Source organism: Klebsiella sp. A-Nf5, from assembly GCF_002810545.1.
Classification (GTDB): Bacteria; Pseudomonadota; Gammaproteobacteria; order Enterobacterales; family Enterobacteriaceae; genus Klebsiella; species Klebsiella variicola.
Genome location: NZ_PIOG01000269.1, coordinates 1 through 19,070 on the forward strand (window position 1 = coordinate 1; position 19,070 = coordinate 19,070).

The window sequence follows — 19,070 nt, forward strand, 5'->3', positions numbered from 1 at the left end:
CCCATGTGAGAGTAGGGAACTGCCAGGCATCAAATAAAGCAGAAAGCTCAGTCGAAAGACTGAGCTTTTTGTTTTGCGTTAAAAAAGAACCCCGTGCCGAAAGGTGCGGGGTTTTTTGCTGTGTGGGTATATCTCTCCGGTGGCGCTGCGCTGACCGGGGCTACAAACCGGGGCCGACTGGTAGCCCGGATAAGGTGCGCAGCACCGCCTCAGGGGAAGCCCCTGTCTAAGAGTCAGCAGTTGCGACGTCAATCTTCGTCTGCTTCAGCCTGCGGCTCATGTATCAAATTCAATAATGGATACGGTTGCCCCAGATCGTCCGTCTCAGAACGTCCTGTCACGTTAAAACCCATCCTCTGATAAAACCCGACCGCTTGTTCATTCTGCTCATTCACATTCGTCGTCAACTTCGGCGTTAACGACAGCGCATGCTCAATCAGCAATTTCCCCACGCCACAGCCGCGGACATCCGGATCGACGAACAGCGCGTCCATATGCTCTCCGGTAAGCAGCATAAAGGCGATCGGCTCGTCCTGGGCGTTAACCGCTACCCACAGCGGAGCCTCCGGTAAAAATGCGCGTACCATCTCCTCCAGCTCCTTTCGATACGCTTTTGACAGAAAATCGTGCGTGGCGTCGACCGACCGACACCATATCGCAATCAGTTTATCCCCTTCATCAGGCCGGGAACGGCGGATGCTAATAACCATATTTTCTCCTTTTCTTCATTCTTATATTCTAACTCAACGCGCGCCGTGAAATTTTCTCACCGTGAACATGCAGACTCGACATTCACCCGATTCCTGGTTATCTTCAGCTATCTGGATGTCTAAACGTTTATACGTATGCTATGAGGTAATACAGTTATGCCAATTCGGGTGCAGGACGAGCTACCAGCCGTCAATTTCTTGCGCAATGAAAACGTCTTTGTGATGACGGCAACGCGTGCAACGACTCAGGAAATTCGCCCCCTGAAGGTGTTAATCCTCAACCTGATGCCGAAGAAAATCGAGACGGAAAATCAGTTCCTGCGTCTGCTGTCGAACTCTCCGCTGCAGGTGGACATCCAGTTGTTGCGTATTGATGCGCGTGAGTCGCGTAATACGCCGACGGAGCATCTGAATAACTTTTACTGCAATTTCGATGAGATCTGCGATCAGAACTTTGATGGCCTGATTGTCACCGGAGCCCCCTTAGGCCTGGTTGAGTTTAACGATGTTGCTTACTGGCCACAGATCAAACAGGTGCTGGAGTGGGCGAAGGATCACGTCACCTCCACGCTGTTCGTCTGTTGGGCGGTTCAGGCCGCGCTGAATATTCTGTACGGCATTCCCAAGCAGACCCGCGCCGAAAAGATTTCCGGCGTCTATGAACACCATATTCTGCATCCACACGCCTTACTGACCCGCGGCTTCGACGACTCTTTCCTGGCCCCGCACTCACGCTATGCTGATTTTCCGGCGGGGCTTATCCGCGACTACACCGATCTCGAGATCCTCGCGGAGACGGAAGAGGGCGATGCGTATTTGTTTGCCAGCAAAGATAAGCGTATAGCCTTTGTCACCGGCCATCCGGAGTACGATGCCAATACCCTGGCAAGCGAATATTTCCGCGACGTGGAAGCCGGTTTGGATCCAGAGGTGCCTTACAACTATTTTCCGCAAAACGACCCGCAGAACAAACCGCGCGCCACCTGGCGGAGCCACGGCAATCTGCTGTTCGCTAACTGGCTTAACTATTATGTCTACCAGATTACACCATACGATCTGCGACATATGAATCCTACGTTAGAGTAATACTCTACACGAAACGATCCTAAAGCGTTTCAGCACTTTGCCTCTGGCACCTTCGGGTGCCTTTTTTATTTCCGAAATTCACTTCACGGCTAATGATAACTTTAATTCTATTGTTATCAACATGTTAATTGTATTTTAAAATTAAAATGGAAATTGTTTTTGATTTTGAAAATTAATTGAGTAGTCTTAATTGTGCTGAGCGAAAACTACACAACGATCTTTCGCTCGCTTCCAGCGGATCAACCAAGAGGAACAGCACAATGACGCAGCAGGCGACAATCACCGATGAACTGGCCTTTAGTCAGCCCTATGGCGAGCAGGAGAAGCAGATCTTAACGCCTGAGGCGGTAGAATTTCTGACGGAACTGGTGAGCCGCTTTGCGCCGGCGCGTAATAAGCTGCTGGCCGCGCGTCAGCAGCAGCAGCAGGCCATTGATGAAGGTGTACTTCCGGATTTCATTTCGGAAACCGCTTCCATTAGAAATGGAAGCTGGACTATTCGCGGTATCCCTGCGGATTTGCAGGATCGCCGCGTTGAAATCACCGGCCCCGTCGAACGCAAAATGGTCATTAACGCGATGAATGCCAACGTCAAAGTCTTTATGGCGGACTTTGAGGATTCGCTGGCGCCTGACTGGCGTAAAGTCATTGATGGCCAAATTAACCTGCGTGATGCCGTGAACGGGACCATCAGCTACACCAACGAGGCCGGCAAAATCTACCAGCTGCAGCCCAATCCCGCCGTGCTGGTATGCCGTGTGCGCGGCCTGCACCTGCCGGAAAAACACGTCACCTGGCGTAATGAGGCTATCCCCGGCAGTCTGTTCGATTTTGCGCTCTATTTCTTTCATAACTACCAGGCGCTGCTGGCGAAGGGGAGCGGTCCCTACTTCTATCTGCCAAAAACCCAGGCCTGGCAGGAGGCGGCATGGTGGAACGATGTCTTCAGCTTTACGGAAGATCGCTTTGACCTGCCGCGCGGCACCATCAAGGCCACGCTGCTGATTGAGACGCTGCCAGCGGTGTTCCAGATGGATGAGATCCTGCATGCGCTGCGCGACCATATTGTTGGCCTGAACTGCGGCCGTTGGGACTACATCTTCAGCTATATCAAAACGCTGAAAAACCATCCGGACCGCGTGTTGCCTGACCGTCAGGTGGTGACGATGGATAAACCCTTCCTCAGCGCCTACTCACGTTTGTTGATTAAGACTTGCCACAAACGTGGTGCGTTTGCGATGGGCGGCATGGCGGCGTTTATCCCAAGCAAAGATGCCGAACGTAACCGCCAGGTGCTGAATAAAGTCACCGCCGATAAAGAGCTGGAGGCGAACAACGGTCACGATGGGACCTGGATCGCTCATCCGGGGCTGGCGGATACCGCCATGGCGGTGTTTAACCGCGTGCTGGGCGATAAGCCGAATCAGCTCTCGGTGACCCGTAATGAGGATGCGCCAATTACCGCCGAACAGCTGCTGGCCCCCTGCGAGGGCGAGCGTACGGAAGCCGGGATGCGCGCCAACATTCGCGTGGCGGTGCAGTACATCGAAGCCTGGATCTCTGGCAACGGTTGCGTCCCGATTTATGGCCTGATGGAAGACGCCGCGACGGCCGAGATCTCGCGCACCTCTATCTGGCAGTGGATCCATCATCAGAAAACCCTGAACGATGGTACCCCGGTTACTAAGGCGCTGTTCCGCCAGTGGCTGGCGGAAGAGCTGATGGTGATTCAGGAGGAGCTGGGAGAGCACCGCTTCAGCCACGGCCGCTTTGACGATGCGGCGCGACTGATGGAGCAGATCACCACCTCCGACGAGCTAATTGATTTTCTGACATTACCGGGCTACCGCCTGTTGGCCTAACCGCCAGAAGGTGTTGTTCGCCATTTAGTCCTTCACCAATGAGCCTGGGGAGCCAGGAAATTATATGGAGCATCTGCACATGAAAACCCGTACCCAACAAATCGAAGAATTAAACAAAGAGTGGACGAACCCGCGCTGGGAAGGCATTACCCGCCCGTACAGCGCGGAAGAGGTGGTGAAGTTACGCGGCTCGGTGAATCCGGAATGCACGCTGGCGCAGCTTGGCGCGGCGAAAATGTGGCGTCTGCTGCACGGTGAGGCGAAAAAAGGGTACATCAATAGTCTCGGCGCGCTGACCGGCGGCCAGGCCTTGCAGCAGGCAAAGGCCGGCATCGAAGCCATTTATCTCTCAGGTTGGCAGGTGGCGGCGGATGCTAACCTGGCGTCCAGCATGTATCCGGATCAATCTCTGTATCCGGCCAACTCGGTACCGGCGGTGGTGGATCGGATCAACAACACTTTCCGCCGCGCCGATCAGATCCAGTGGTCGGTCGGGATTGAACCGAACGATCCGCGTTATATCGACTACTTCCTGCCGATCGTGGCGGATGCGGAGGCCGGTTTTGGCGGCGTCCTTAACGCCTTTGAGCTGATGAAATCGATGATTGAAGCCGGTGCAGCGGCTGTTCACTTCGAAGATCAGCTGGCGTCAGTGAAGAAGTGCGGTCATATGGGCGGTAAAGTGCTGGTCCCGACTCAGGAGGCGATTCAGAAGCTGGTTGCGGCACGTCTGGCAGCCGACGTGATGGGGGTCCCGACGCTGGTGATTGCCCGTACCGATGCCGACGCTGCGGATTTAATTACCTCAGACTGCGATCCGTACGATCGTGAGTTTATTACCGGGGATCGCACCAGCGAAGGGTTCTTCCGCACCCACGCCGGGATCGAGCAGGCGATCAGTCGCGGGCTGGCTTATGCGCCGTATGCGGATCTGGTGTGGTGCGAAACGTCGAAACCGGATCTTGAGCAGGCGCGCCGCTTTGCCGAGGCTATTCATGCACGTTTCCCAGGCAAACTGCTGGCCTATAACTGCTCGCCGTCATTTAACTGGAAGAAAAATCTCGACGATAAAACCATCGCCAGCTTCCAGCAGCAGCTGTCGGACATGGGATACAAATACCAGTTTATTACCCTCGCCGGGATCCACAGCATGTGGTTCAACATGTTCGACCTCGCCCATGCCTACGCTCAGGGTGAGGGGATGCGCCACTATGTTGAGAAAGTGCAGCAGCCGGAATTCGCTGCCGCGCCGGAAGGCTATAGCTTCGTCTCGCACCAGCAGGAGGTGGGCACTGGCTACTTCGACAAAGTCACCACCATTATCCAGGGCGGCGCCTCATCGGTGACGGCGCTGACCGGCTCGACCGAAGAAGATCAGTTTTGAGCCATGCCCGGCGGCGCGACGCTGACCGGGCCTGGGAAGGGATGCAGGCCGGATAAGCGAGCGCGCCATCCGGCCTGACGTGGTGCCGGATGGGAGAAAGCGATGACGCGTGGCCTGGAACTACTGATTGCCCAAACCATTTTACAGGGATTCGACGCCCAGTACGGGCGTTTCCTGGAGGTGACCTCCGGCGCGCAGCAGCGCTTTGAACAGGCTGACTGGCACGCCGTGCAGCAGGCGATGAAGCAGCGTATCCATCTCTACGATCACCACGTTGGCCTGGTGGTAGAGCAGCTGCGCTGCATTACCGAAGGGAAAAGTACCGACGTCGATTTTCTTTTGCGGGTGAAACAGCAGTACACCCAACTTTTGCCGGATTACCCTCGCTTTGAAATTGCCGAGAGCTTTTTCAATTCGGTCTACTGCCGACTGTTTGACCACCGCTCGCTGACCCCCGAGCGGCTCTTTATTTTCAGTTCGCAGCCCGAGCGCCCCTTTCGCACCCTCCCGCGACCGCTGGCGAAAGATTTTTTTCCGGAACGCGGCTGGTCGCACCTGCTGGGCAAAGTACTGTCCGATTTGCCGCTGCGGTTGCCGTGGCAGAACAAAGCGCGGGATATCGGCTATATCATTGCCAGTCTGCAGGAGGCGCTGGGGGAGGAACTGCTCGCCACCTGTCATCTGCAGGTCGCCAACGAGCTGTTCTATCGAAATAAAGCCGCCTGGCTGGTGGGCAAACTGGTGATGCCGATGGCGACGCTGCCTTTTTTGCTACCGATCCACCGCAGCGATGAGGGCGAGCTGTTTGTCGATACCTGCCTGACCACCCATGCCGAAGCGAGCATCGTTTTTGGCTTTGCGCGTTCCTATTTCATGGTTTATGCGCCGTTGCCCGGCGCTCTGGTGGAATGGCTGCGTGAGATCCTGCCAGGTAAAACGACGGCCGAGCTGTACATGGCGATTGGCTGTCAGAAGCACGCCAAAACCGAAAGCTATCGCGAATATCTGCACTACATTACTCGCTGCGATGAGCAGTTTATTGAAGCGCCGGGCATTCGCGGGATGGTGATGCTGGTGTTTACCTTGCCGGGGTTTGACCGGGTGTTTAAGGTGATCAAAGACCGCTTCGCGCCGCAGAAAGAGATGACCGCCGCCCACGTGCGCGCCTGCTATCAGTTGGTAAAGGAGCATGACCGCGTCGGGCGGATGGCGGATACCCAGGAGTTTGAAAATTTCGTGCTGGATAAACGGCAAATCGCGCCGGCGCTGCTGGCGCTGTTGCAGACGGAAGCGGGGAACAAACTCACCGATCTCGGTGACCGCATCGTCATCAGCCATCTCTATATTGAGCGGCGAATGGTGCCGCTCAACCTGTGGCTGGAGCAGGTTAATGGCCAGGCATTGCGTGATGCGGTAGAAGAGTATGGCAATGCTATCCGCCAGCTGGCTGCCGCCAACATCTTTCCCGGCGATATGCTGTTTAAAAACTTCGGCGTCACCCGCCACGGCCGGGTGGTATTCTACGACTATGATGAAATCTGCTATATGACGGAGGTGAATTTCCGCCAGATCCCGCCGCCGCGCTATCCGGAGGATGAGCTGGCCAGCGAGCCGTGGTATAGCGTCTCGCCGGGGGATGTGTTTCCGGAGGAGTTCCGCCACTGGCTGTGCGCCGACCCGCGCATTGGGCCGCTGTTTGAGGAGATGCATGCCGACCTGCTGCGCGCGGACTACTGGCGCGAACTGCAGACGCGGATTAAAAACGGCCATGTGGAAGATGTCTACGCCTACCGGCGTAAGCAGCGTTTTAGCGTGCGCTATGGCTGATGTAGCCCGGCCGAGCGAAGCGACGCCGGGGTTTTGTGCCGTGCTTCCCCGGCGTCGCTTCGCTCGGCCGGGCTACTTAATCTTTCTTTATTTAACCCCGCCGTATGCCAGCGTGACCTCTTTCGCGGCCTTAATGACCAGCGCGCCAAGCTCGGTCACCCGATCATCGGTCATACGCGAGATGGGTCCGGAGATGGAGATCGCCGCGAACGGTTCGCGATGTTCATCGTAAATGCAGGCGGCGACGCAGCGCAGACCGAGCGCATGCTCCTCGTCATCGAAAGAGTAACCCCGCTTGCGGATCTGGGCTAAATCTTCCTTCAGATGTAGCGGGGAGACCAGCGTGGCATGCGTATAGGCATGCAGCCCTTTACGGTGCAGCAGGCTGGTGACCTGCTCTTCGCTCAATTGCGAGAGAAACGCCTTCCCGGCGCCAGAGGCGTGCATCGGCAACTTACCGCCGATCGGCGCCGACATACGCATCAGCTGGGTGCACTGCACCTGATCGATAATGATCGCCTGGTGGTCGCTCTGGTCAAGCACCGCCAGATTCACCGTTTCACCGGAATCTTCCATCAGCTGGCGCAGGATCGGGTGGACAATGGCCAGCAGATTACGGCTTTGCAGAAAGCTGCTGCCGACCACGAAGGCATGCGCCCCGACGGCCCAGTGTCCCAGCTCACCGACCTGGCGGACGAAGCCCAGCTGCTGCATGGTGGTCAGCAGACGGTGTGTGGTGGAGTTGGGCAGACCCACCTGTTGCGCCAGCTCGGTCAGCGCGACGCTGCTGTGGGACTCAGCAATCCATTCGAGTAATTTCAGGCCGCGGGTCAGCGACTGAACCTGACCGCCAGCCTGCTGGGCGGTGGCAGCCGCGGGTTTTCTGCCGCGTTTCGCGGGAACGGGGGTAGTGGCCATCGCGGACTCCTTTTTCTGTATCGTGGAAATGATTTTCGTTTTATTTGGCGATAATGCAATCACAACCGGACTCATCGGAGGAGTGAAGCTGAACATGTCTCATATTGCCTGTTGTTGTCTTTTCCGCTCCGGTGGTTTATGCCAGTATGGTTTGTTGGCTATTTGGCCTGAGTTGAGCGTTGTCGGGAGCAAGTGTGAGCAGCAAAGTTGAGCAACTGCATCAGCAGTTAAAAGAACGTATTCTGGTTCTGGATGGGGGCATGGGCACCATGATCCAGGGCTATCGTCTGAGTGAGCAGGACTTTCGCGGTGAGCGCTTTGCTGACTGGCCGTGCGACCTGAAAGGCAACAACGACCTGCTGGTGCTCAGCAAGCCCGAGGTGATCCGCGAGATCCACGACGCCTACTTCGAGGCTGGCGCGGATATCATTGAGACCAACACCTTTAACTCGACGACCATCGCGATGGCGGATTACCAGATGGAATCCCTGTCGGCAGAGATCAACTTTGCCGCGGCGAAGCTGGCTCGCGCCAGCGCCGACGCCTGGACGGCCCGTACGCCGGAAAAACCGCGCTACGTCGCGGGCGTGCTTGGCCCGACCAACCGTACCGCCTCTATTTCGCCTGATGTGAACGATCCGGCGTTCCGTAATATTACCTTTGACCAGCTGGTGGCCGCTTATCGCGAATCCACCCGGGCGCTGGTGGAAGGTGGTGTGGATCTGATCCTGATTGAAACGGTATTTGATACTCTGAACGCCAAAGCGGCCATCTATGCGGTGAAAGAGGAGCTGGAGGCGTTGGGTGTTGACCTGCCGCTGATGATTTCCGGCACCATCACCGATGCTTCCGGCCGCACGCTTTCCGGGCAGACCACCGAAGCCTTTTATAACTCGCTGCGCCACGCCGAAGCCTTATCGTTTGGTCTGAACTGCGCCCTCGGGCCGGACGAACTGCGGCAGTATGTCCAGGAGTTGTCGCGCATCGCCGAATGCTACGTCACGGCGCACCCGAACGCCGGTCTGCCCAACGCCTTCGGTGAATACGATCTGGATGCCGACACCATGGCGACGCAGATTCGCGAATGGGCGGAAGCCGGTTTCCTCAATATCGTCGGCGGTTGCTGTGGTACGACTCCGGAGCATATTGCCGCCATGAGCCGGGCGGTGGCCGGTTTACCGCCGCGCCAGTTGCCGGAACTGCCGGTGGCCTGCCGCCTCGCCGGTCTGGAGCCGCTGAACATCGGCGATGACAGTCTGTTTGTTAACGTCGGCGAACGTACCAACGTCACCGGCTCGGCGAAGTTTAAGCGCTTGATCAAAGAAGAGAAGTACAGCGAAGCGCTGGACGTTGCCCGTCAGCAGGTGGAAAGCGGCGCGCAGATTATCGATATCAACATGGATGAGGGGATGCTCGACGCGGAAGCGGCGATGGTGCGCTTCCTCAACCTGATTGCCGGCGAGCCGGACATTGCCCGCGTGCCGATCATGATCGACTCCTCCAAGTGGGAAGTCATTGAAAAGGGTCTGAAATGCATTCAGGGCAAAGGCATTGTTAACTCGATTTCGATGAAAGAGGGTGTCGAACCCTTTATCCACCATGCGAAGCTGGTTCGCCGCTATGGCGCCGCGGTAGTGGTGATGGCCTTTGACGAAGTCGGCCAGGCCGACACTCGCGAGCGAAAAATTGAGATTTGTCGTCGCGCTTACAAAATCCTCACCGAAGAGGTCGGCTTCCCACCAGAAGATATCATTTTTGACCCCAATATCTTCGCCGTTGCGACCGGTATCGAAGAGCACAACAACTATGCGCAGGACTTTATCGGCGCCTGTGAAGACATTAAGCGCGAGCTGCCGCATGCGCTGATCTCCGGCGGCGTCTCCAACGTGTCGTTCTCCTTCCGCGGTAATGACCCGGTACGTGAGGCGATCCACGCCGTATTCCTCTACTACGCGATCCGTAACGGTATGGATATGGGGATCGTTAACGCCGGCCAGCTGGCGATTTACGACGATCTGCCGGGCGAGCTGCGCGACGCGGTCGAAGACGTGATCCTCAACCGCCGCGATGACAGCACCGAAAGACTGCTTGAACTGGCGGAAAAATATCGCGGCAGCAAAGCGGACGATGGCGCGAATGCCCAGCAGGCGGAATGGCGCAGCTGGGACGTGAAAAAGCGTCTCGAATACTCGCTGGTAAAAGGGATCACCGAGTTTATCGAGCAGGATACTGAAGAGGCGCGCCAGCTGGCCGCCCGCCCAATCGAGGTGATTGAAGGGCCGCTGATGGACGGCATGAACGTGGTCGGCGACCTGTTCGGCGAAGGTAAAATGTTCCTGCCGCAGGTGGTGAAATCCGCACGCGTGATGAAACAAGCTGTGGCCTACCTCGAACCTTATATCGAAGCCAGCAAAGAAAAAGGCTCCAGCAACGGTAAGATGGTGATCGCCACCGTGAAGGGCGATGTGCACGACATCGGCAAAAATATCGTCGGCGTGGTGCTGCAGTGCAACAACTATGAAATTATCGATCTGGGCGTGATGGTACCAGCGGACAAAATCCTTAAAACCGCCAAAGAGGTGAATGCGGATCTGATCGGCCTTTCCGGGCTGATTACCCCATCGCTGGACGAGATGGTTAACGTGGCGAAAGAGATGGAGCGCCAGGGCTTCACCATCCCGCTGCTGATCGGGGGGGCGACCACCTCGAAAGCGCACACGGCGGTGAAAATCGAGCAGAACTACAGCGGCCCGACGGTCTACGTGCAGAACGCTTCGCGCACCGTCGGCGTGGTGGCCTCGCTACTCTCCGATACGCAGCGCGATGATTTTGTCGCCCGCACGCGCAAAGAGTATGAAACCGTGCGTATCCAGCACGGGCGTAAAAAACCGCGTACGCCGCCAGTGACCCTGGCCGCCGCGCGGGAGAACGATCTGGCCTTTGACTGGGAGAGCTATAGCCCGCCGGTGGCCCATCGGCTGGGCGTCCACGAGGTCGAAGCGAGCATCGAGACGCTGCGCAACTACATCGACTGGACGCCGTTCTTCATGACCTGGTCGCTGGCAGGCAAATACCCGCGAATTCTGGAAGATGAAGTGGTGGGGGAAGAGGCGCAGCGCCTGTTCAAAGACGCCAACGAGCTACTGGATAAACTCAGCGCGGAGAAAACCCTGAACCCGCGCGGCGTGGTGGGGCTGTTCCCGGCCAACCGCGTCGGCGACGACGTGGAAATCTATCGCGATGAAACTCGCACCCACGTGCTGACGGTGAGTCATCATCTGCGTCAGCAGACGGAAAAAGTCGGTTTCGCCAACTACTGTCTCGCCGACTTTGTTGCGCCGAAGCTGAGCGGCAAGGCGGACTACATCGGCGCCTTTGCCGTGACCGGCGGCCTGGAAGAGGATGCGCTGGCGGATGCCTATGAAGCGCAGCATGACGACTACAACAAGATCATGATCAAGGCCATCGCCGATCGTCTGGCGGAAGCCTTCGCCGAGTATCTGCACGAGAAAGTGCGCAAGGTGTACTGGGGGTATGCAGCCAATGAGAACCTCAGCAATGAGGAACTTATTCGCGAGAATTACCAGGGGATCCGTCCGGCGCCGGGGTATCCGGCCTGTCCGGAGCATACCGAAAAAGGCACCATCTGGCAGCTGCTGGACGTGGAAGCCCATACCGGCATGAAGCTGACCGAATCGTTCGCCATGTGGCCGGGCGCCTCGGTTTCCGGCTGGTATTTCAGCCATCCGGACAGCAAGTACTTCGCCGTGGCGCAGATCCAGCGCGACCAGGTCGAAGACTACGCGCTGCGTAAAGGGATGACGCCGGCGGAAGTCGAACGCTGGTTAGCGCCTAATCTGGGCTATGATGCCGACTAAGCCGTCACCTTTCCTTACAACAAACAAGGCGCTCTGTGAGCGCCTTGTCTCTTTATTGAGGTTAACCCCTTATACTGAGAGAGGTTCCAGAACGTCGGAAAACCTATAACGATAAGGAGAAGCTGATTCCGTGTTAACTCTGCTACACCTGTTGTCCGCGGTTGCTCTGCTGGTGTGGGGCACGCATATTGTGCGTACCGGGGTGATGCGCGTCTATGGCGCTCGCCTGCGTACCGTTCTCAGTAGCAGCGTAGAGAAAAAGCCGCTCGCCTTCTGCGCGGGTCTTGGCGTCACTGCGCTGGTACAAAGCAGCAATGCCACCACCATGCTGGTGACCTCGTTTGTCGCCCAGGATTTGGTGGGCCTGACGCCAGCGCTGGTGATGGTGCTGGGGGCCGATGTCGGGACGGCGCTGATGGCGAGGGTGCTGACCTTCGACCTGTCGTGGCTGTCGCCGCTACTCATTTTTATCGGGGTGATCTTCTTCCTTGGCCGCAAGCAAACCCGCGCCGGGCAGCTGGGGCGGGTGGGGATTGGTCTGGGGCTGATCCTGCTGGCCCTGGAGCTGATTGTGCAGGCCGTGAACCCCATCACCCAGGCCAACGGCGTGCAGGTGATTTTCGCCTCGCTGACCGGCGATATCATGCTGGATGCCTTAATTGGCGCGGTATTCGCGATCATCAGCTACTCCAGTCTGGCGGCGGTGCTGCTGACGGCGACGCTGACCGCGGCGGGAGCGATCTCCTTCCCGGTGGCGCTGTGCCTGGTGATTGGCGCCAACCTGGGCTCCGGGCTGTTGGCGATGCTTAACAACAGCGCGGCAAACGCGGCGGCGCGCCGGGTGGCGCTGGGTAGCCTGCTGTTTAAGCTGGTGGGTAGCCTGATTATTCTGCCCTTCGTCCATCCGCTGGCTGCGGCGATGCACAAGCTGCCATTGGCGGAGTCCGAGCTGGTTATCTACTTTCACGTCTTTTACAACCTGCTGCGCTGCATCGCGATGGTCCCCTTTGCCGGACCGATGGCAAAGCTGTGCCAGCGTATGATCCGCGATGAGCCCGAGCTGGATAACCAGCTGAAACCCAAGCATCTCGACCCGTCGGCGCTGGATACGCCGGCGCTGGCGCTGGCCAATGCTGCGCGCGAGACCCTGCGCATTGGTGATGCGATGGAGCAGATGCTGGAGAGCCTGCGCAAGGTAATGCATGGCGAACCGCGTCAGGAAAAAGAGCTACGTCGTATGGCGGACGATATCAACGTGCTGTACACCGCCATTAAGCTCTATCTGGCGCGAATGCCAAAGGATGAGCTGGCGGAGGAGGAGTCCCGGCGTTGGGCGGAAATTATTGAGATGTCGCTAAACCTCGAGCAGGCGTCCGATATCGTCGAGCGGATGGGCAGCGAGATCGCCGATAAATCGCTGGCGGCGCGGCGCGCCTTCTCGGTGGAAGGGTTAAAGGAGCTGGATGCGCTGTACGATCTGCTGCTCAGCAATCTGCAGCTGGCGATGTCGGTCTTCTTCTCCAGCGATGTCCCCAGCGCCCGCCGTCTGCGGCGCAGCAAACACCGGTTCCGCATTCTTAACCGCCGTTACTCGCATGCGCACGTTGACCGTCTGCATCAGCAGAACGTACAGAGTATCGAAACCAGTACGTTGCATCTGGCGCTGCTGGGGGATATGAAGCGCCTGAACAGCCTGTTCTGCTCGGTGGCCTACAGCGTGATGGAGCAGCCGGATGAAGACGACGAACGGGATGACTACTGAGACGGATTATTTTCCGTTTATGTCGCCTCTTTTCTGGCGAGATAGCCCTCCCGGGACGTGGCTGACGCCTTTCCCGGGAGGGGCATCCTAGCTTCTGGCAAACGCCGAGGCCTCTGCCACCAGCGCGCTATCCGGCCGTACGCCGGTATAAAGGACGAACTGCTCGACGGCTTGCAGGGCAATGACTTCCGCGCCGCTGATGGTTTGCTTACCCCGTTGTTGCGCCAGGCGGATCAGCGGGGTTTCCGCCGGCAACGCGACCACGTCAAACACGACGCTGGCCTGGGCCACCATGGCCTCGCTGAACGCCAGCGTGTTGCTTTCCGCTCCCCCCGCCATGCCCAGCGGTGTGACATTGACCAGAATCTCGGTTGCGATCCCTTCCGGCAGGGGCTGCCACTGAAAGCCATACTGTTTTGCCAGCGCCAGGCCGCGCTGGCGATTGCGGGCCGCAATGATCACGTCGCGGAAACCGGCATCACGGAAGGCGGCAATGACGGCTTTCCCCATGCCGCCGCTACCCTGAATCATCACTCTGGCGTTGGTATCGAGCCGATGGCTGGCGATCAGGCTTTTGACCGCGATGTAATCGGTGTTTAGCCCGGTTAACTTCCCGTCGTCATTGACGATGGTGTTGACGGAATCGATGACTTTTGCTGACGGATCGATAGCGTCAAGAAACGGTATGCAGCTCTCTTTAAACGGCATGGAGACCGCACAGCCGCGGATACCCAATGCGCGAACCCCTTTTACCGCCGCCTCAATATCCTTAGTCGTAAAGGCTTTGTAGAGGTAGTTCAATCCCAGCTTGTCATACAGATAGTTATGAAAGCGGGTGCCGAAGTTGCCGGGGCGACCCGCCAGGGAGATGCACAACAGCGTATCGCGGTTAATCATGCGTAATATCCTCCGCGTGGGCCAGCAGATACGCTTCAGCTTCCTGGGACCAGATCCCATGGTGACGCGCCACAATCGCTGCCAGTTCGGGATCGGCGATCTCGCCCAGCGGCGTGAGCGGGAAGGCTTTTCCGGTATACACCAGCTTTTTTCCCCCGCCGACGGCAGGCAGATCGAGGGTGGTTTCGCCCGCGGCGTTCAGGCCGAGAATATGGGTGACCACTTTCGCCGTCTGGACCTTTTTCGCCTGCATCAGCGCCACCGCGGCGCGCATATCGTCAGTATTACCGCCGGAGGTGCCGACGTAGTGGGTAAAGGCGTAGTGCACGTCGTAGAAGTTGATCGGGGCGCTGAATTGCTTATCCTGGGGGCCAGCAAAGAAATTCAGGCAGCCGTCCGGGGCCAGCAGCGAGGAGGCCAGGGTGATCAGCTGTTCGTTTGGCACAAACACGAAGATATCGTCGAAGCCATGGCCGCCGCTGAGCGCCAGCAGCGTATCGCGACTGGCCTCATGGCCGTCGAGGTAGTGGATCAGCGTCTGCGGTTCAGAGGGGTAATGACGGCGGGCGTAGCTGAGCTTCGGCTTATTGGTATCGGTCACTACCAGTAGTGAAGGATTGATGGGGCCGTGCAGCGCATAGTCGATGGCCAGCAGCCCCATCGGCCCCGTCCCGCCCAGGATCAGGGTGCGTCCCTGAGGACGGATCCCCATCACGTGGTTGTAACTCCCCTCCTGCAGATGATAGTTGGCGTTGAAGGCGCCAATGACGCAGGAGAGCGGCTCCACCAGCGATCCTTCAAACCAGGTATCCCCCTCCCAGGTGAGCAGGCAATCCTGCGCCATCACCTCATTGGGGATCACCACATGGGTGGCTTCGCCACCGATCCATGGGAATGAGTAGCCGGGGCAGTCGGGTCGGTCGGGCAACTGCAGGTTGGCCTGGATCACGTAGCGCTGCCCCGGCTGAAACTTATGCTGCCACTTTTTACCGACGGCGAGGATTTCGCCGCAGAATTCATGACCGATAATAATGGGCCTGGTGGCCACATCATCTGGTACCTTTTTATGATCGGCACCCTGATTGGCCTCTTTCCATGAGGAAAGACACAGGCTGTCAGTGACCACCCGGGCGAGGATCTCATCGTCCTGCATCGCCGGGAGGGTAAAGGTTTCCAGGCGCAGGTCTCGTTTGCCATACAGGCGCAGGGCCGTTGTTGTTTGCATAAACCACCTCATCCCCTTCATCTTTCGGGGCTATGTTGTTGACGTCACCCCGGCATCGCCGGGGCGGAATAATCAGGACAGAAAGCCGAGGGCGTTGCCGATAATGCCTAAGCCGAAAAGGGCGAAAATCAGCCAGACCGGATTCACTTTCTTGTTCAGCAGACGCACCATCAGTAGCGTCAGGCCCAGCGCCAGCAGGCCGGGGCAGAGCTGATCGAGGATGTTCTGGACGGTCATCGTGACGGTGGCGCCGTCTGCACCGGGCGTTTGGGACACCACCAGCGGCACATTGATGGTGGTCCATTTGGTCACCAGCACCCCCATGACAAACAGGCCGAGAATGGAGGCGCCTTCGGTCAGCTTCTGCAGCAGGTTACCGCCCATATCGCTGACGATATTGACCCCTTTACGGAAGCCCAGTTGCAGGCCGTACCACTTCATTGCCAGCCGCACTGCATTGAAAATAAAGAAAAATAACAAAGGTCCCAGAATGTTGCCGGAGAGGGCCAGCGAGGCGCCAAGGGCCGCGGTAATCGGCCGCAGCGTGCCCCAGACCAGCGGGTCGCCGACGCCGGCCAGCGGGCCCATCAGACCCACTTTGATGCCGTTGATAGCGCCATCGTCAATGGCCGCACCGTTAGCCCGGGCCTCCTCCATGGCGGCGGTGACGCCGATCACCGGGCCACATACCGCCGGCGTGGTATTAAAGAACACCAGATGACGCTTCAGCGCCGCGACCTGATCGGCTTTGAGCGGATACAGGCGTTTGATCGCCGGGATCATGTCGTAGCAAAATCCCAGGCCATGAATACGTTCGAAGTTAAAGGAGGCCTGCTGGAGGTTGGAGCGAAGAAACATGCTCACCAGGTCGCCTTGCGTGATTTTTTTCTGTTCCATTTTCGGCTCCGTTAGTCGTCAAGCTGGTCAAGGGAGGGTGCAGAGGGGGCGGTGGAGGCGGCGGGTTCAGCCTTACGCCACTGCGGATTGAGCTGGATGTAGATCAGCGCGATGATGACGCCCACGCCGCCGAAGGCCAGCAGGCTGAAGTCGAGATAACCCCCGGCGAGAAAACCGAGGAAAAAGAAGGGCATCAGGTACTTCACGCCCATCATTCGCAGCACCATCGCGTAGCCCACGACGACAATGAAACCACCGGCAATCTGCAGGCCGCGGGTGACGAATTCCGGGATTGCGCTGAGCATACTGCTGACCATGTCCGCGCTAACGAACAGTGAGACCACCAGCGCCGGGATTGCCACGCGCAGTGCCTGCACCCCCAGCGCGGAGACATGCAGCAGGTCGATGGTGCGAAAGCGCGCCTCCTCGGCCGCTTTGTCCGCAGCGTGCTGGAACACCACGGTAATGGTACGGGCGAAAACGGTCAGCACCTGCCCGGCAGCGGCCACCGGCAGGGCAATGGCAATGCCGGTGGCAATGCTCTGGTGGCCCACAATCACCAGAATGGCGGAGATAATGCTGGCCAGCGCCGAATCGGGCGACTGTGCTGCCCCCACGTTCATCCAGCCGAGGGCGATCAGCTCCAGCGTACCGCCGAGCATAACCCCGGTTTTTAAATCGCCCAGGATGAGGCCAATCACGGTACAGGCGATAAGGGGCCGATGGGTCTGAAATTCATCCAGCACACTGCCCATTCCGGCAATACAGGAAAAAATAAATATGGCTATTATCTGTAGGGTACTAATTTCCATAATTTATGACCTTTAAGGTGTGAGTCATCCTGCCTGCTACGGCATATCACAACAGGCGCTATTTTTTATTCGCAGAAAGCTGTTTCGTTAATTTTGTCGAGAATATTGACTGACGGATCTGATGCGACCACGCGTAAATCGAGTTTTACTCCCAGTTTATCGAGTTCACGGAATGCCTGGATATCCTGCGGATCCAAAGAAACGGCTTTGGTTAGCTGTTTTTTTCCGGGGCGCCAGGCCATGCCACCAATATTTAACGTGGCGATCTGCACGCCCTGGCGCACCATCGTTAAAACATCGTGTGGATTGGTAAATAAATAAAAGACGGTCTCATCCTGATATTGCGGGTTATGATAGACCGCAACCGCTTTTTCCAGACTGACAACGTTTACCTTCATGCCTGGCGGGGCCGCCTGGCGCAACAGGGTCCGGCGAACCTCATCGTTAAAGACATCGTCATTGCAGATAATTATCCGCTGGGCGTTGGCGACTTTTGACCACACGGTGGTGACCTGGCCATGAATCAGTCGGTCATCAATACGGGCGAGGGTAATTTGCATCAGAACTCCTCCTCAACGGTTTCTGGCTGCTGCCAGACCACACAGCACTGACTGGCGATGGCCTGCAGATGCTGACATAAGTCATCGGCGCTCAGGGTATGCTGGTTATCCACCAGCTCGAGCGCCAGCGGCAACGACAGGCCGCTAATCACCCGGATCTGCGGGTGATGCATTGCCAGCCCGGCGGCGGCATTCCATGGGCTTCCGCACTGCAAATCTACCGCGATTACCCACTCCTCATCGGTGTGGGCGCTTACTAACTTTTCCAGGTTAATGGCGATATCCGCCGCGTTTTCACCGGGAACAAACGCGACGGCGCTGACGTTAACCTCACCGTAGACCATGCGTACCGAATCAAGCATGGCCCCGGCCAGCTGGCCGTGGGCGCAGAAGATAGCGTGAACCATACTTCCTCCTTAACCGCGCGTTTTTCCGCCGGCAATGTTAGTGGTGACTCCGGTGATGTAGCTGGCGCGCGATGACAAGAGATAGCAAACAAAATCAGCGACTTCTGAGAGCTTTCCTGCCCGCCCGATAGGAATGGCGTTTTTGGTATATCCCTCGCGAAGTTGCTCGACGGTGATATTGCGCGTCCAGGCCAGCGCCTCTTCATATTCCGGCGTCCGCAGGCCGGTTTTTTCGAGGATCCCCGGCGCAACGCCGACTACGCGGATCCCATATTTACCCAATTCTTTGGACCAGGAGCGGGTAAAGCTGTTGAGCGCGGCCTTGGTCGCGGCGTAGCAGCTTTGACCTTCAGAGCCTTCCAGACCGCTCTCCGAAGAGACATTGACAATCACACCGGCGCGCTGTTTGACCATTTGACGCGCCACCGCCTGCGACATGAAAAACACCCCTTTCTGGTTGATATTGACCATTTTTTCAAAAGCGGCTTCGTTTAATTCATAGCGGCCGGCCGGTGCTTTTTCATCGACTAATAAACGCGGGAAATTCACGCCGGCGTTATTGACCAGACCATCAATACGTGACCAGCGCTGAATAATGGCATCGATAGTCTGTTGCACCTCTGTTGCGCTGGAAATATCCGTCGGCCAGAAGTGATAATTATCGCCATTGTGATGGCGATCGCCGCCATGAATATCAATCATCTGGACATGAGCACCTTGTGATAATAATTCATCGACAATGGCCAGCCCAATTCCCGAGGCGCCGCCGGTCACGATAATGACGTTATCTTTTAAATTTAACCATGTATTCATTATTCACTCCCATTTCTTTAGATAAAGGGATC

Annotated in this window: 15 protein-coding genes; 6 read left to right on the forward strand and 9 right to left on the reverse strand. The window is 57.4% G+C overall.

Annotated features, from left to right (window positions below; translation table 11 throughout):
* Positions 1 to 248: 248 nt before the first annotated feature.
* Positions 249 to 710: an acetyltransferase gene (locus tag CWM53_RS27255; protein WP_061156145.1), complete on the reverse strand. Its 462-nt coding sequence runs from the start codon at positions 708 to 710 to the stop codon at positions 249 to 251.
* A gap of 156 nt (positions 711 to 866) precedes the next feature.
* Between CWM53_RS27255 and metA the strand changes: the two genes are divergently transcribed.
* The 4 genes from metA (at position 867) to aceK (ending at position 6,869) form a co-directional block, all read left to right on the forward strand.
* Positions 867 to 1,796 carry a homoserine O-acetyltransferase MetA gene (metA, locus tag CWM53_RS27260; protein ID WP_074387372.1) on the forward strand — a complete coding sequence of 310 codons (930 nt, stop codon included), beginning with the start codon at positions 867 to 869 and terminating at the stop codon, positions 1,794 to 1,796.
* Positions 1,797 to 2,056: 260 nt separating this feature from the next.
* Positions 2,057 to 3,658, forward strand: a complete 1,602-nt coding sequence (gene aceB / locus CWM53_RS27265) for a malate synthase A (RefSeq protein ID WP_074387371.1) — start codon at positions 2,057 to 2,059, stop codon at positions 3,656 to 3,658.
* A gap of 79 nt (positions 3,659 to 3,737) precedes the next feature.
* Entirely contained in the window at positions 3,738 to 5,042 is a 1,305-nt protein-coding gene (aceA, locus tag CWM53_RS27270; RefSeq protein ID WP_012543201.1) for an isocitrate lyase, read from the forward strand.
* 102 nt (positions 5,043 to 5,144) lie between these two features.
* Positions 5,145 to 6,869, forward strand: a complete 1,725-nt coding sequence (gene aceK, locus CWM53_RS27275; protein ID WP_074387370.1) for a bifunctional isocitrate dehydrogenase kinase/phosphatase — start codon at positions 5,145 to 5,147, stop codon at positions 6,867 to 6,869.
* Between the two features lie 87 nt (positions 6,870 to 6,956).
* Here aceK and iclR read toward each other — a convergent pair whose 3' ends face one another.
* Positions 6,957 to 7,787: a glyoxylate bypass operon transcriptional repressor IclR gene (gene iclR / locus CWM53_RS27280; RefSeq protein ID WP_100730081.1), complete on the reverse strand. Its 831-nt coding sequence runs from the start codon at positions 7,785 to 7,787 to the stop codon at positions 6,957 to 6,959.
* Positions 7,788 to 7,981: 194 nt separating this feature from the next.
* Here iclR and metH point away from each other — a divergent pair, with 194 nt between their 5' ends.
* Positions 7,982 to 11,665, forward strand: a complete 3,684-nt coding sequence (metH, locus tag CWM53_RS27285) for a methionine synthase (RefSeq protein WP_074387369.1) — start codon at positions 7,982 to 7,984, stop codon at positions 11,663 to 11,665.
* Positions 11,666 to 11,795: 130 nt separating this feature from the next.
* The gene (locus CWM53_RS27290; protein ID WP_061156140.1) at positions 11,796 to 13,427 is read left to right on the forward strand and encodes a Na/Pi cotransporter family protein; all 1,632 of its coding nucleotides are present in this window, start codon (positions 11,796 to 11,798) and stop codon (positions 13,425 to 13,427) included.
* Between the two features lie 87 nt (positions 13,428 to 13,514).
* Here the strand turns inward: CWM53_RS27290 and CWM53_RS27295 are convergent, their stop codons facing one another.
* From CWM53_RS27295 to CWM53_RS27325, 7 genes are all read right to left on the reverse strand, one after another.
* Positions 13,515 to 14,324 carry a shikimate 5-dehydrogenase gene (locus CWM53_RS27295; RefSeq protein ID WP_074387368.1) on the reverse strand — a complete coding sequence of 270 codons (810 nt, stop codon included), beginning with the start codon at positions 14,322 to 14,324 and terminating at the stop codon, positions 13,515 to 13,517.
* Positions 14,317 to 15,549, reverse strand: a complete 1,233-nt coding sequence (gene sorE / locus CWM53_RS27300) for an L-sorbose 1-phosphate reductase (RefSeq protein ID WP_008807323.1) — start codon at positions 15,547 to 15,549, stop codon at positions 14,317 to 14,319. Before sorE ends, CWM53_RS27295 begins: the two co-directional genes overlap by 8 nt.
* 72 nt (positions 15,550 to 15,621) lie before the next feature.
* Positions 15,622 to 16,446, reverse strand: a complete 825-nt coding sequence (locus CWM53_RS27305) for a PTS system mannose/fructose/sorbose family transporter subunit IID (RefSeq protein WP_002884590.1) — start codon at positions 16,444 to 16,446, stop codon at positions 15,622 to 15,624.
* Between the two features lie 11 nt (positions 16,447 to 16,457).
* Complete coding sequence (locus tag CWM53_RS27310) at positions 16,458 to 17,258, reverse strand: PTS mannose/fructose/sorbose transporter subunit IIC (RefSeq protein ID WP_100730082.1); 801 nt, start codon at positions 17,256 to 17,258, stop codon at positions 16,458 to 16,460.
* 65 nt (positions 17,259 to 17,323) lie between these two features.
* The gene (locus CWM53_RS27315) at positions 17,324 to 17,818 is read right to left on the reverse strand and encodes a mannose/fructose/sorbose PTS transporter subunit IIB (RefSeq protein WP_004151751.1); all 495 of its coding nucleotides are present in this window, start codon (positions 17,816 to 17,818) and stop codon (positions 17,324 to 17,326) included.
* The gene (locus tag CWM53_RS27320; RefSeq protein ID WP_100730083.1) at positions 17,818 to 18,225 is read right to left on the reverse strand and encodes a mannose/fructose/sorbose PTS transporter subunit IIA; all 408 of its coding nucleotides are present in this window, start codon (positions 18,223 to 18,225) and stop codon (positions 17,818 to 17,820) included. Before CWM53_RS27320 ends, CWM53_RS27315 begins: the two co-directional genes overlap by 1 nt.
* 9 nt (positions 18,226 to 18,234) lie before the next feature.
* Positions 18,235 to 19,038 carry an SDR family oxidoreductase gene (locus tag CWM53_RS27325; protein ID WP_025713358.1) on the reverse strand — a complete coding sequence of 268 codons (804 nt, stop codon included), beginning with the start codon at positions 19,036 to 19,038 and terminating at the stop codon, positions 18,235 to 18,237.
* Positions 19,039 to 19,070 lie beyond the last annotated feature (32 nt).

Coding starts and splice junctions, on each gene's coding strand:
- CWM53_RS27255 (WP_061156145.1), bottom strand. CDS start 710: ATGGTTATTAGCATCCGCCGTTCCCGGCCTGATGAAGGGGATAAACTG.
- metA (WP_074387372.1), top strand. CDS start 867: ATGCCAATTCGGGTGCAGGACGAGCTACCAGCCGTCAATTTCTTGCGC.
- aceB (WP_074387371.1), top strand. CDS start 2,057: ATGACGCAGCAGGCGACAATCACCGATGAACTGGCCTTTAGTCAGCCC.
- aceA (WP_012543201.1), top strand. CDS start 3,738: ATGAAAACCCGTACCCAACAAATCGAAGAATTAAACAAAGAGTGGACG.
- aceK (WP_074387370.1), top strand. CDS start 5,145: ATGACGCGTGGCCTGGAACTACTGATTGCCCAAACCATTTTACAGGGA.
- iclR (WP_100730081.1), bottom strand. CDS start 7,787: ATGGCCACTACCCCCGTTCCCGCGAAACGCGGCAGAAAACCCGCGGCT.
- CWM53_RS27295 (WP_074387368.1), bottom strand. CDS start 14,324: ATGATTAACCGCGATACGCTGTTGTGCATCTCCCTGGCGGGTCGCCCC.
- sorE (WP_008807323.1), bottom strand. CDS start 15,549: ATGCAAACAACAACGGCCCTGCGCCTGTATGGCAAACGAGACCTGCGC.
- CWM53_RS27305 (WP_002884590.1), bottom strand. CDS start 16,446: ATGGAACAGAAAAAAATCACGCAAGGCGACCTGGTGAGCATGTTTCTT.
- CWM53_RS27310 (WP_100730082.1), bottom strand. CDS start 17,258: ATGGAAATTAGTACCCTACAGATAATAGCCATATTTATTTTTTCCTGT.
- CWM53_RS27315 (WP_004151751.1), bottom strand. CDS start 17,818: ATGCAAATTACCCTCGCCCGTATTGATGACCGACTGATTCATGGCCAG.
- CWM53_RS27320 (WP_100730083.1), bottom strand. CDS start 18,225: ATGGTTCACGCTATCTTCTGCGCCCACGGCCAGCTGGCCGGGGCCATG.
- CWM53_RS27325 (WP_025713358.1), bottom strand. CDS start 19,038: ATGAATACATGGTTAAATTTAAAAGATAACGTCATTATCGTGACCGGC.